A 12,240-nucleotide genomic window follows, 5' to 3' on the forward strand; every position below is an offset into this window, starting at 1 on the left:
CCTCATCGCGAGCAAGCTCGCTCCCACAGGTACGGCGTGTACCTTGAAGTTCGCGCTATCCCTGTGGGAGCGAGCTTGCTCGCGATGGCTATGTCAGGCTCAGCAGATCAATTGAGTGGATTACTGGCCGAGTTTCACCTTGGTCCAGCCTCGGGTCATGATTCGCTGGATGGCGATCGGCTGGTCCGGTACGGCATAGAGCGTGGCCATCACCGCTTCCGACGGGTAGGAACCCGGATCGTTGCGGATCGCTTCATCGACCAGTGGCGTGGCCGCCGCGTTGGCGTTGCTGTAGCCGATGTTGTTGGTGATGTCGGCGATCACGTCGGGGCGCATCAGGAAGTTCATGAACAGGTAGGCGTTCTCGACGTTGGCGGCATCGCGCGGGATTGCGAGCATGTCGTAGAAACTGGCGGCGCCTTCTTTCGGGATGCTGTAGTCGATCTTCACCCTGTCCCCGGCTTCCTGGGCGCGGGCCTTGGCCTGCAGCACGTCGCCGGAGTAACCGACGGCCACGCAGATGTTGCCGTTGGCCAGGTCCGAGATGTATTTCGACGAATGGAAGTACGCCACGTTCGGGCGAATCTTCATGAACAGCGCCTCGGCTTGGGCGATGTGCTGTTTGTCCTGATCGTTCACCGGGTAGCCCAGGTAGTGCAGGGCGGTCGGGATCATTTCGGTCGGCGAGTCGAGGAAGCTGATGCCGCAGGCCTTGAGCTTCTCGGCGTTTTCCGGTTTGAACAGCAGGTCCCAGGAGTTGGTCGGGGCGTTGGCGCCGAGCACTTCCTTGACCTTGGCCGGGTTGAAACCGATGCCGATCGAGCCCCACATGTACGGGATGGCGTGAGCGTTGTCGGGATCGCTCGCGGAGGCGTTTTTCAGCAGCACCGGATTGAGGTTGTTCCAGTTCGGCAGCTTCGATTTGTCCAGTGTCTGGTAGACGCCGGCCTTGATCTGCTTGGCCAGGAAACTGTTGGACGGCACGACGATGTCGTAGCCGGATTTGCCCGCCAGCAGGCGCGCTTCGAGGGTTTCGTTGCTGTCGAACACATCGTAGGTCACCTGGATGCCGGTCTCGTCTTCGAACTTCTTGACGGTGTCCGGGCCAATGTAATCCGACCAGTTGTAGACGCGCAGAACCTTGTCATTGGCCTGGGCGCCAGTGGCGATCGCGCCCAATAAGGACAGTGTCAGCAGAGTCCTGCCAAACATTTTCATCGGTACAACTCCATTTCTTTTTTATTCAAGATCACAAAACAGTGAACACAAAAACTGTGGCGAGGGCGCTTTTGTGGCGAGGGGGCTTGCCCCCGTTCGGCTGCGCAGCAGTCGTAAAACCAGCGAGTGCGGTGAAACTGAAACACCGCGGTTTCCGGTTTTGGGGCCGCTTCGCGACCCAACGGGGGCAAGCCCCCTCGCCACAAAAGCCCCCTCGCCACAGTTAATTCAGCAGCGGCTTAGGCGGTGGCCGCCGCCATCTGCTTCTTCGGTTGTTGCCAGGATTCGCTGGCGGTCTGGTCCATGGCTTCCTGGATCGCGCGTTTGCGGGAGGCTTCGGCACGGCGGCTGAAGTACCAGACCATGAAGGTCACGATCGACACGGCCAACAGGATCAGGCTGGCCACGGCGTTGATCTCGGGCTTCACGCCCAGGCGTACCGCCGAGAACACTTCCATCGGCAGGGTCGTGGAACCCGGGCCGGAGACGAAGCTCGCCAGCACCAGGTCATCCAGCGACAGGGCGAACGACATCATGCCGCCGGCCGCCAGTGATGGCGCGATCATCGGGATGGTGATCAGGAAAAACACCTTGAACGGTTTCGCGCCCAGGTCCATGGCCGCTTCCTCGATGGACAGGTCCAGCTCGCGAAGGCGAGCGGAGACTACCACCGCAACATAAGCGGCACAAAACGTGGTGTGGGCGATCCAGATGGTGACGATGCCGCGTTCCTGCGGCCAGCCGATCAACTGCGCCATGGCCACGAACAGCAGCAACAATGACAGACCGGTGATCACCTCGGGCATCACCAGCGGCGCGGTGACCAGGCCACCGAACAGGGTGCGCCCCTTGAAGCGGGTGACGCGGGTCAGCACGAACGCTGCCAGGGTACCCAGCGCCACCGCCGCGATGGCGGTGTAGCAGGCGATCTCCAGCGAGCGCACCACCGAGCCCATCAGTTGCGAGTTGTCGAGCAGGCCGGCGTACCACTTGAACGACCAGCCACCCCACACCGTCACCAGCTTCGAGGCGTTGAACGAGTAAATCACCAGGATCAGCATCGGCAGGTAGATGAACGACAGGCCGAAAATCAGCATGAACTTTGAAAATCCGAAGCGTTTCATCCCCGTGCCTCCATCTCTTTGGCCTGACTGCGGTTGAACAGCAGAATCGGCACAATCAGGATCAACAGCATCACCACCGCCAGGGCAGACGCCACCGGCCAGTCGCGGTTGTTGAAGAACTCTTGCCACAACACACGGCCGATCATCAGGGTTTCCGGACCGCCCAGCAGTTCCGGAATCACGAACTCACCGACCACCGGAATGAACACCAGCATGCAGCCGGCGATGATGCCGTTCTTGGCCAGCGGCACGGTGATTTTCCAGAAGCTGTTGAAGGTGCTCGAACCCAGGTCCGACGCGGCTTCCAGCAGGCTCTGGTCGTGCTTGACCAGGTTGGCGTACAGCGGCAGCACCATGAACGGCAGGTACGCATACACCACGCCGATATAAACAGCGGTGTTGGTGTTGAGGATCTCGATCGGTGCCGACGTCAGCCCGGTCCACATCAGGAACCCGTTGAGCAGACCGTTGTTGCTGAGGATGCCCATCCACGCATACACGCGGATCAGGATCGCGGTCCAGGTCGGCATCATGATCAGCAGCATCAGCACGTTCTGCGCTTCCTTGCTGGCCTTGGTGATGGCGTAGGCCATCGGGAAACCGATCACCAGGCACATCAGGGTGCTGAACAGCGCGACCTTCAACGAACCGAGATAAGCCGAGAGGTACAGCTCGTCCTGGCCCAGCAAGGTGTAGTTGCCGATGTTGAGCAACAGCTGGAATTTCTGCTCGGCGTAGGTGTAGATCTCCGAGTAGGGCGGAATGGCCAGGGCTGCTTCCGAGAAGCTGATCTTCATCACCAGGAAGAACGGCAGCATGAAGAACAGAAACAGCCAGATGAATGGAATCCCGATGACGAACTTGCGCCCGCTGGGGACCAGTCTCAGAAATTGCTGATTGAAGGTTTTCATGCGCGCAGTACCACGCCGCTGTCGTCTTCCCACCACACGTAGACCTGATCGTCCCAGGTCGGACGTGCACCACGGCGTTCGGCGTTGGCCATGAACGACTGGACGATCTTGCCGCCAGGCAGCTCGACGTAGAACACCGAATGGCCGCCGAGGTAGGCGATGTCATGCACCTTGCCGCTGGACCAGTTGTAGCGGTTGTCCGGCTTGACGGTGCTGACCAGCAGTTTTTCCGGGCGGATCGCGTAGGTGATCGACTTGTCCTGCACCGAGGTGCTGACGCCGTGACCGACGTAGATCTTCTGCTCCAGATCCGGGCTGTGGATGATCGCGTGACCTTCCAGGTCTTCTACCACTGTGCCTTCGAAAGCGTTCACGTTGCCGATGAATTCGCAGACCATGCGGCTGACCGGTGCTTCATAGATGTCGACCGGGCTGCCGATCTGGGCGATCCAGCCCAGGTGCATGATCGCGATGCGCTGGGCCATGGTCATGGCCTCTTCCTGGTCGTGGGTCACCATCACGCAGGTCACGCCCACGCGCTCGATGATTTCCACCAGCTCCAGCTGCATTTGCGAACGCAGCTTTTTATCCAGGGCGCCCATCGGTTCGTCGAGCAGCAGCAGCTTCGGACGCTTGGCCAGGGAACGGGCCAGGGCCACGCGCTGACGCTGGCCGCCGGACAGTTGGTGCGGCTTGCGCTTGGCGTACTGGGTCATGTGCACCAGGCGCAGCATCTCCTGCACCCGGGCTTCGATCTCGGCCGCTGGCAAACGGTCCTGCTTGAGGCCGAAGGCGATGTTCTGCGCCACCGTCATGTGCGGGAACAAGGCGTAGGACTGGAACATCATGTTGATCGGTCGTTCGTACGGCGGCATGTCGGTGATGTCGACACCGTCGAGCAGAATCCGGCCTTCGGTCGGGCGCTCGAAACCGGCGAGCATGCGCAGCAGGGTCGATTTGCCGGAGCCGGAACCACCGAGCAGGGCGAAGATTTCACCCTGGTGGATTTCCAGGGACACATCGTCCACTGCGGTGGTTTCGTCGAATTTCTTGGTGACGCGATCGACTTTCACCAGGACCTTTTTCGGGGCCTGGTGACCTTCAATAGCCTTCCTGTAAATGCTGGAGGCGTTTGCCATGTGAAACTCCCAACAGGTTTCAGTCGCCAGGCCAACACGGCCCGGCTTAATAGTGGATTGCAAACCCGTGAAGCCGGTCCGCGCTGATCCCTTGTAGGAGCGAGCCTGCTCGCGATGGTCGCCAACGATGACGCTGGCAGTCTGAATGCCCGCGGTGTCCGGACATCCATCGCGAGCAGGCTCGCTCCTACAGGGGATTGCGTTTCCCGCTCCGGGTTTATTCGGCGCCGCCATCCTGGCTGCCTGGTCGTACTTGTTGTTATTGCAGTGTGTTGTTATCGCGAACGGGACGCGCAAAAGCGCCCGCCCGCTCGCGTTGGGCAGTCAATCGTTGAATGTGGGTGCCGGGTCGTCAGCTCGAGTGACGCAGCGCCGCCCGTTGCCGGCAGGCTTCGCCGAACGCCTGGAAAATACTCAAGTAAGGCGGGTTGTTCAGAACCTGCCATTCCGGGTGCCATTGCACGCCGAGGGCGAAGGCCTGGCTGTGCTCGACCGAGATCGCTTCGATCAGGCCATCGGGTGCGACGGCTTCGGCGCGCAGGCCGGGCGCGAGTCGGTCGATGCCCTGGCTGTGAATCGAATTGACCTGGAACACCGCAGGCAGGTCCAGGGCTTCGAACACACCACCGGGCTGCACATTCACCGCATGGGCGGGAGCGTATTGCACGGCCAGGTCCGGGTGGTTGGCCTCTCGGTGATCGAGGAAGCCAGGGAGTTCATGGACTTTCTGATGCAGGCTGCCACCGAACGCCACGTTCATTTCCTGGAAGCCACGGCAGATGCCGAGCACCGGAACGCCGGCAGCGATGGCTGCGCGGATCAGTGGCAGGGTGGTGCGGTCCCGTTGCGGATCGTGTTCCGTGCCGGGGGCGCTGTCGGGGCCTTGATAGTGGAAGGGTTCCACGTTCGACGGCGAGCCGGTCAGCAACAGACCGTCGAGCTGCGGCAGCAGGTCATCGATTTCGGTCAGTTCGCCTAAGGAAGGAATAACGACAGGCAGCCCCAGCGCCGCAACGCTGACAGCACGCAAGTACTTGTCGCCGCTGATGTGGTAGGGGTGCAGGCCAATCTGTTTGACGCATGCAGTAACGCCGATCAATGGCTTGAATGCCATTTTTATCACCTCGAAGTTTCACACTTGAACGAGCTTTTCTGGAGCTTAGCCTTGTTGATTTTAATTAACAACTCTCATGTAAAAAATTCTAAACGCCGCACGTCCGATCTTCAGGATTTACGCGTGTTTGAGGGCGTATCTGGCACTCTCGTCCTTCTGGGAGGCCCGAAAATAAACGTTGAAAGGCCAGGTGTTCGCTATTGACTTCACTTTGCCTTTCGGATTGACTGGGCTCGTGAAAGGGCGGTGAACATAATAATTAACAGTAAAAAATAGGTGCATCATGTCGGTCCCTCTGCGTACCGTTCAACTCAACGAAGCAAACGCATTCCTTAAGAAATATCCTGAGGTTTTGTACGTCGACCTTCTGATTGCGGATATGAACGGTGTGGTGCGCGGCAAGCGCATCGAGCGCACCAGTCTTCATAAGGTTTACGAGAAAGGCATCAACCTGCCGGCGTCTCTGTTTGCTCTGGACATCAATGGCTCCACGGTGGAAAGCACCGGCCTGGGTCTGGACATCGGCGACTCCGACCGGATCTGCTACCCAATCCCGGGCACCCTGAGCATCGAACCCTGGCAGAAGCGCCCGACTGCGCAACTGCTGATGACCATGCACGAACTCGAAGGCGAACCCTTCTTCGCCGACCCGCGTGAAGTGCTGGCCAATGTCGTGCGCAAGTTCGACGACATGGGCCTGACCATCTGCGCCGCGTTCGAACTGGAGTTCTACCTGATCGACCAGGACAACGTGAACGGTCGTCCGCAATCGCCGCGTTCGCCGGTATCCGGCAAGCGTCCGATGTCGACCCAGGTGTACCTGATCGACGACCTAGACGAATACGTCGACTGCCTGCAAGACATCCTCGAAGGCGCTAAAGAGCAGGGCATCCCGGCTGACGCCATCGTCAAGGAAAGCGCCCCGGCGCAATTCGAAGTCAACCTGCATCACGTGGCTGACCCGATCAAGGCCTGCGACTATGCGGTCCTGCTCAAGCGTCTGGTGAAGAACATCGCCTACGACCACGAGATGGACACCACCTTCATGGCCAAGCCGTATCCGGGCCAGGCGGGCAACGGTCTGCACGTGCACATTTCGATTCTCGACAAAGAAGGCAACAACATCTTTGCCAGCGAGGATCCCGAGCAGAACGCCGCGCTGCGACACGCGATCGGCGGTGTGCTCGAGACCCTGCCGGCGCAGATGGCGTTCCTCTGCCCGAACGTCAACTCCTACCGTCGTTTCGGCGCACAGTTCTATGTACCGAACTCGCCGAGCTGGGGCATCGACAACCGCACCGTGGCTGTGCGCGTACCGACCGGCTCAAAGGACGCCGTGCGCATCGAACACCGCGTGGCCGGTGCCGACGCCAACCCGTACCTGCTGATGGCTTCGGTATTGGCCGGGGTGCACCACGGCCTGACCAACCAGATCGAGCCGGGCGCCCCGGTGGAAGGCAACAGCTACGAGCAGAACGAGCAAAGCCTGCCGAACAACCTGCGCGATGCCCTGCGCGAGCTGGACGACAGCGAAGTCATGGCGCGCTACATCGACCCGATGTACATCGACGTGTTCGTGGCGTGCAAGGAAAGCGAGCTGGCCGAGTTCGAGAACTCCATCTCCGACCTTGAGTACAACTGGTACTTGCATACCGTTTGATGGCGTTGGAGGTGCACACACACATTCTGTGTGCGCCGCCAACCCCTGTGGGAGCGAGCTTGCTCGCGATAGCGGTCTGGCATTCAACATAGATGTCGACTGAATTACCGCTATCGCGAGCAAGCTCGCTCCCACAGGGATTGCGGTTTTTTCAGATATTTTTGATCACTGGCATTCGGCCTGGCTGATCACCTATTCCCCTGCGTCGAGTCACAACCATGACAAACACTCGCAGCGACTGGGAGCAACGCTTCCAGTCCCTAACAATCGAAGGTCGCGCCTTCATTGACGGCCAATACTGCGCGGCCGCCAGTGGCGCCACGTTCGAATGCATCAGCCCCGTGGACGGCCGTTTCCTGGCGAGCGTCGCCAGCACCGACGAAGCCGATGCCAATGCGGCAGTCGCTGCCGCACGCCGCACCTTCGAATCCGGTGTGTGGGCCAACCTGGCCCCGGCCGAGCGCAAGCGCATCCTGATCCGTTTCGCCGAGCTGATCCTGGCCAACCAGGAAGAGCTGGCCCTGCTCGAAACCCTCGACATGGGCAAGCCGATCAGCGATTCGATGAGCATCGACATTCCGGCGACCGCCAACGCGATCCGCTGGACCGCCGAAGCCATCGACAAGATCTACGACGAAGTCGCCGCCACGCCCCACGATCAACTGGGCCTGGTGACGCGCGAAGCGGCCGGCGTGGTCGCGGCCATCGTGCCGTGGAACTTCCCGCTGATCATGGCCAGCTGGAAATTCGCCCCGGCTCTGGCGATGGGCAACTCGTTCATCCTCAAGCCTTCGGAAAAGTCGCCGCTGACCGCGATCCGCATCGCGCAACTGGCACTCGATGCCGGCATCCCGAAAGGCGTGTTCAACGTCCTGCCGGGCTACGGCCACACCGTGGGCAAGGCGCTGGCCTTGCACATGGATGTCGACGTGCTGGCCTTCACCGGCTCCACGGCGATTGCCAAGCAGCTGATGATCTACGCCGGGCAAAGCAACATGAAACGCGTCTGGGCCGAAGCCGGGGGCAAGAGTGCGAACGTGGTGTTCGCCGATGCGCCGGATCTGCGCGCGGCGGCACAGGCAGCGGCCAGCGGCATCGCCTTCAACCAGGGCGAAGTCTGCACCGCCGGTTCGCGCCTGCTGGTGGAGCGTTCGATTCGCGAGCAGTTCATGCCATTGCTGGTAGAAGCCTTGCAAGCCTGGAAGCCGGGCCACGCACTCGATCCTGCGACCACCGTTGGTGCGGTCGTCGACCAGCGTCAACTGGACAACGTGCTGCGCTACATCGGCATCGGCAAGGAGCAGGGCGCCGAACTGATCGCCGGCGGCAGCCGCACCCTAGAAGACACCGGTGGCCAGTACGTTCAGCCGACGATTTTCGACGGCGTGACCAACGCCATGACCATCGCCCGGGAAGAAATCTTCGGCCCGGTGCTGTCGGTCATCACATTCGACACCGCCGAAGAAGCGCTGGCGATTGCCAACGACAGCATCTTCGGCCTGGCCGCCGGCGTCTGGACCCGCAACCTGAGCAAGGCCCACACCTTCGCCCGTGGCTTGCGTGCCGGCAGCGTCTGGGTCAACCAATACGACGGCGGCGACATGACCGCGCCGTTCGGCGGGTACAAGCAGTCGGGTAACGGTCGGGACAAATCGCTGCACGCGTTCGACAAGTACACCGAACTCAAAGCGACCTGGATCAAGCTCTAACAACAATAAAGCGGCGGTCGCCGGCAATCTGCGGCGGCCATCGGAGAAATTTATGAAACACAGCTTTAGCAATCAACAGCATGTAAACAGCTACTACGCCGCCACCCGCAACTTCACCGGCGATTTCCCGGTGCTGGAAGGGGCGGTGGACTGTGACGTCTGCGTGATCGGCGCCGGCTACACCGGCCTGTCCTCGGCGCTGTTCCTCGCCGAAGCGGGCTACAGCGTGACCGTGCTCGAAGCGGCCAAAGTCGGCTTCGGCGCCAGCGGTCGCAACGGCGGCCAACTGGTCAACTCCTACAGCCGCGACGTCGATGTCATCGAAGAGCGCTACGGCGACAAGACCGCCGAAGTGCTCGGCAGCATGATTTTCGAAGGCGCCGACATCATTCGCCAGCGCATACAGCACTACGACATCCAGTGCGATTACCGTCCCGGCGGCATCTTCGCGGCGATGAACAAGAAGCAACTCAAGGGCCTGGCCGAACAGAAGAAAAGCTGGGAGCGCTATGGCAACAAGAACCTGACGCTGCTCGGCGAAGCCGACATCAAGCGCGAAGTGGGTTCCGATGCGTACGTCGGCGGCCTGCTGGACATGCAGGGCGGTCACATTCACCCGCTGAACCTGGCCCTCGGCGAAGCCTCGGCGATCATCGGCCTGGGCGGCAAGATCTACGAGCAATCGGCGGCGGTGGAAATCACCTACGGCGAGCCGATCACCGTGCGCACGGCCAAAGGCGTGGTGAAGGCCAAGTACCTGCTGATCGCCGGTAACGCCTACCTGCCGCAGGGGCTGGACAACCGCGTGACCAGCAAGAGCATGCCGTGCGGTTCGCAGATCGTCGTCACCGAGCCGTTGTCGGAAAAGCAGGCCCGCAGCCTGATCAAGAACAACTACTGCGTCGAAGACTGCAACTACCTGCTCGACTACTACCGCCTGACGGCGGACAACCGCCTGCTGTACGGCGGTGGCGTAGTCTACGGTGCGCGTGAACCGAACGACATCGAGCAACTGATCCGCCCGAAAATCCTCAAGACCTTCCCGCAATTGAAGGATGTGAAGATCGACTACCGCTGGACCGGCAACTTCCTGCTGACCATGTCGCGCATGCCGCAGTTCGGCCGTATCGAGAAAAACGCCTACTACATGCAGGGCTACAGCGGTCACGGCGTCACCTGCTCGCACCTGGCCGGCAAACTGATCTCGGAAATGATCCGTGGCGACGCCGAGCGTTTCGACGCGTTTGCCTCCCTGCCGCACATGCCGATGATCGGCGGGCGTACCTTCTCGGCACCGCTGACCGCCCTGGGCGCCGTGTACTACTCGCTGCGCGACCGTTTCGGCATCTAAGCTTTACCTCGCCGGCAGCATCTCCCTAAAGGTGCCGCCGGTTTTTTTAATCCCAGAAATACCGCGGTCCCCTGTGGGAGCGGGCTTGCTCGCGAAGAGGCCATATCAGCCAAAACAGATGTCGCCTGACACATCGCTTTCGCGAGCAAGCCCGCTCCCACAGGTTGTGCAACTTCATGGCAAATGGCTATTTTTCCAGCCGTTTATCGAACCTGCTGAGCATTACCAACAAACGTGATTTAATAGCCGCCTTTCACGTTTCCGGGACCGGAAAACGGCGTGATACGCGCCAGTACTCCACCCCTCCATTATCCCTGTAGGAGCGAGACTGCTCGCGATGGCGCTGGTTCAGTCAACATCAACGTTTAGGCTAAAATCGCAATCGCGAGCAAGCTCGCTCCTACGGGTTGGCACATAAGGCTGTCATGGACACGGGCTCACGACTCAAATTAGTACGCGAAAGCTACAAACTGTCCCAGCGCGAGCTGGCCCGGCGTAGCGGCGTCACCAATGCAACCATCTCCCTGATCGAACAGAATCGGGTCAGTCCTTCCGTCAGCTCCCTGAAGAAACTGCTGGAGGGCATCCCCATGTCCCTGGCCGACTTCTTCACTTTCGATCAGCCACCCCGCGAACACCAGTACGTCTTCCGCGCCAACGAACAGCCCGACCTCGGCCGCCATGGCCTGCGCCTGCTGCTGATCGGCGCGTCCGTACCGAGCCGGCAGATGCGCCTGCTGCGCGAGCAATACGCACCGGGCGCAAGCTCCGGCGAAGAGCCGATCGTGCATTCCGAAGGCGAGGAGTGCGGGTTGGTGACCCGTGGCACCGTGGAGTTGACCGTGGATGGCCAGGTGAGCGTGCTGAACGCCGGAGATGGCTATTACTTCCCGACGACCTTGCCGCATCGGTTTCGCAATATCGGGGCGGATGAGGCGGAAATCATCAGCGCCAACACCCCGGCGAACTTCTGATAACCGCTTTTCGGGCAGGGTTCATCAGGAACCGGGCTTTAAAACCCGCATTTGATGCGGGTTTTTTTATCATTCGAATCGGGTTACAGCCAGGCATCTTGAAGTGCAGCGCTGGTCATTTGCGCTGCTCAAGACGAAACACTGCACCCTTTGCGGGTTATCTCGATCTGTTGGTAGTCGGCGCGTGTTTCTTTCTGCAGGGTGGCCAACAGAGCCAAAGTGGCTTGCGGATCATTGAGCGGTAATGTCTTGAGTACCTCTACATCAACCTCCCACCACTTGCTGTTGATCAGCGCTTCAATCAACTCGGGTGTGTGCCGATACTTGACGACTTTTGCCGGGGTGCCGGCAACAATGGCGTACGGCGGCACGTCATGGGCAACCAGGGCGCGGGTGGCGATGACAGCGCCGGTGCCTATGGTCACGCCTTCCAGGATCATCGCGCTATGGCCGACCCAGACGTCATGCCCAATCGTGATGTCCGCAACCTCCGGGTCGTAAACCAGCGCAGTGTCGGTATATTGAAAGGGATGTGAACTGAGCCAGTCCAACGGATGCGAGCTCTTTTGTTGGCCGATAAAACAGCTGCTGCCAATGGAGCAAAACCTGCCAATGGAGGAGACCGCCGAAAGGACGCAGTCACTGCGGATATAGGTATGCGCACCGATTTCCAGCTTTTTTGACTCTATGACCACATGCCCAAGGGTCACGCCTTCTTCAATGGTCAGTGTCGATCTTTTGTGCAGTGACAATACACCGCCCGCCACTTTGCATTTGTGTTTGCGAATCCATCCTTTCCAGTAACTATTTCGCAAATAACTGATTATTTTTTTCATGAAAAGCTGTCTTGGATATCCGTTATAGGGCTTGGCCTGGCCCCATGAGCCAACAGTCGAGTTTAAATGAATCGGCCGGGGGAGATGGATTTTTTAGACGTTTTTCAATAAACGCTTTTGTGCATCTCAGTCTGCTGATGGCTGCTGTACCAACTGAACGGTGGCCATTGAAAACCCGCAGAAGCAGGCTGTGTGAAAACCTAG

General features: G+C 59.9%; 10 protein-coding genes. 4 read left to right on the forward strand and 6 right to left on the reverse strand.

Annotated features, from left to right (window positions below):
• Positions 1-120: 120 nt before the first annotated feature.
• The 5 genes from PMI26_RS13605 to PMI26_RS13585 all read right to left on the reverse strand — a co-directional run bounded on the left by PMI26_RS13605 (position 121) and on the right by PMI26_RS13585 (position 5,506).
• Positions 121-1,218, reverse strand: a complete 1,098-nt coding sequence (locus tag PMI26_RS13605; protein WP_007975254.1) for a polyamine ABC transporter substrate-binding protein — start codon at positions 1,216-1,218, stop codon at positions 121-123.
• Between the two features lie 239 nt (positions 1,219-1,457).
• On the reverse strand, positions 1,458-2,342 hold the full coding sequence (locus PMI26_RS13600) for an ABC transporter permease subunit (protein WP_007975255.1): 885 nt from the start codon (positions 2,340-2,342) through the stop codon (positions 1,458-1,460).
• On the reverse strand, positions 2,339-3,253 hold the full coding sequence (locus PMI26_RS13595; RefSeq protein WP_007975256.1) for an ABC transporter permease subunit: 915 nt from the start codon (positions 3,251-3,253) through the stop codon (positions 2,339-2,341). Before PMI26_RS13595 ends, PMI26_RS13600 begins: the two co-directional genes overlap by 4 nt.
• Positions 3,250-4,392: a polyamine ABC transporter ATP-binding protein gene (gene potA, locus PMI26_RS13590; protein ID WP_007975257.1), complete on the reverse strand. Its 1,143-nt coding sequence runs from the start codon at positions 4,390-4,392 to the stop codon at positions 3,250-3,252. Before potA ends, PMI26_RS13595 begins: the two co-directional genes overlap by 4 nt.
• 352 nt (positions 4,393-4,744) lie before the next feature.
• Positions 4,745-5,506: a gamma-glutamyl-gamma-aminobutyrate hydrolase family protein gene (locus tag PMI26_RS13585; protein ID WP_007975258.1), complete on the reverse strand. Its 762-nt coding sequence runs from the start codon at positions 5,504-5,506 to the stop codon at positions 4,745-4,747.
• A gap of 283 nt (positions 5,507-5,789) precedes the next feature.
• On the opposite strand from PMI26_RS13585, the gene PMI26_RS13580 reads away from it, so the two are divergent.
• The 4 genes from PMI26_RS13580 (at position 5,790) to PMI26_RS13565 (ending at position 11,200) form a co-directional block, all read left to right on the forward strand.
• Positions 5,790-7,166, forward strand: a complete 1,377-nt coding sequence (locus PMI26_RS13580) for a glutamine synthetase family protein (protein WP_007975260.1) — start codon at positions 5,790-5,792, stop codon at positions 7,164-7,166.
• A 218-nt stretch (positions 7,167-7,384) separates the two neighbouring features.
• The gene (locus tag PMI26_RS13575) at positions 7,385-8,875 is read left to right on the forward strand and encodes an aldehyde dehydrogenase (RefSeq protein ID WP_007975261.1); all 1,491 of its coding nucleotides are present in this window, start codon (positions 7,385-7,387) and stop codon (positions 8,873-8,875) included.
• A gap of 52 nt (positions 8,876-8,927) precedes the next feature.
• Entirely contained in the window at positions 8,928-10,226 is a 1,299-nt protein-coding gene (locus PMI26_RS13570) for an NAD(P)/FAD-dependent oxidoreductase (protein ID WP_007975262.1), read from the forward strand.
• A 425-nt stretch (positions 10,227-10,651) separates the two neighbouring features.
• Positions 10,652-11,200: a cupin domain-containing protein gene (locus PMI26_RS13565; RefSeq protein WP_007975263.1), complete on the forward strand. Its 549-nt coding sequence runs from the start codon at positions 10,652-10,654 to the stop codon at positions 11,198-11,200.
• Positions 11,201-11,328: 128 nt separating this feature from the next.
• Here the strand turns inward: PMI26_RS13565 and PMI26_RS0129655 are convergent, their stop codons facing one another.
• Complete coding sequence (locus tag PMI26_RS0129655; protein ID WP_007975264.1) at positions 11,329-12,036, reverse strand: CatB-related O-acetyltransferase; 708 nt, start codon at positions 12,034-12,036, stop codon at positions 11,329-11,331.
• Positions 12,037-12,240 lie beyond the last annotated feature (204 nt).

This window comes from Pseudomonas sp. GM33 (assembly GCF_000282295.1).
Taxonomy (GTDB): domain Bacteria; phylum Pseudomonadota; class Gammaproteobacteria; order Pseudomonadales; family Pseudomonadaceae; genus Aquipseudomonas; species Aquipseudomonas laurylsulfatiphila.

Excerpts from the sequence above, each read along its gene's own strand:
- PMI26_RS13605 (WP_007975254.1), bottom strand. The coding sequence starts at position 1,218 with ATGAAAATGTTTGGCAGGACTCTGCTGACACTGTCCTTATTGGGCGCG.
- PMI26_RS13600 (WP_007975255.1), bottom strand. The coding sequence starts at position 2,342 with ATGAAACGCTTCGGATTTTCAAAGTTCATGCTGATTTTCGGCCTGTCG.
- PMI26_RS13595 (WP_007975256.1), bottom strand. The coding sequence starts at position 3,253 with ATGAAAACCTTCAATCAGCAATTTCTGAGACTGGTCCCCAGCGGGCGC.
- potA (WP_007975257.1), bottom strand. The coding sequence starts at position 4,392 with ATGGCAAACGCCTCCAGCATTTACAGGAAGGCTATTGAAGGTCACCAG.
- PMI26_RS13585 (WP_007975258.1), bottom strand. The coding sequence starts at position 5,506 with ATGGCATTCAAGCCATTGATCGGCGTTACTGCATGCGTCAAACAGATT.
- PMI26_RS13580 (WP_007975260.1), top strand. The coding sequence starts at position 5,790 with ATGTCGGTCCCTCTGCGTACCGTTCAACTCAACGAAGCAAACGCATTC.
- PMI26_RS13575 (WP_007975261.1), top strand. The coding sequence starts at position 7,385 with ATGACAAACACTCGCAGCGACTGGGAGCAACGCTTCCAGTCCCTAACA.
- PMI26_RS13570 (WP_007975262.1), top strand. The coding sequence starts at position 8,928 with ATGAAACACAGCTTTAGCAATCAACAGCATGTAAACAGCTACTACGCC.
- PMI26_RS13565 (WP_007975263.1), top strand. The coding sequence starts at position 10,652 with ATGGACACGGGCTCACGACTCAAATTAGTACGCGAAAGCTACAAACTG.
- PMI26_RS0129655 (WP_007975264.1), bottom strand. The coding sequence starts at position 12,036 with ATGAAAAAAATAATCAGTTATTTGCGAAATAGTTACTGGAAAGGATGG.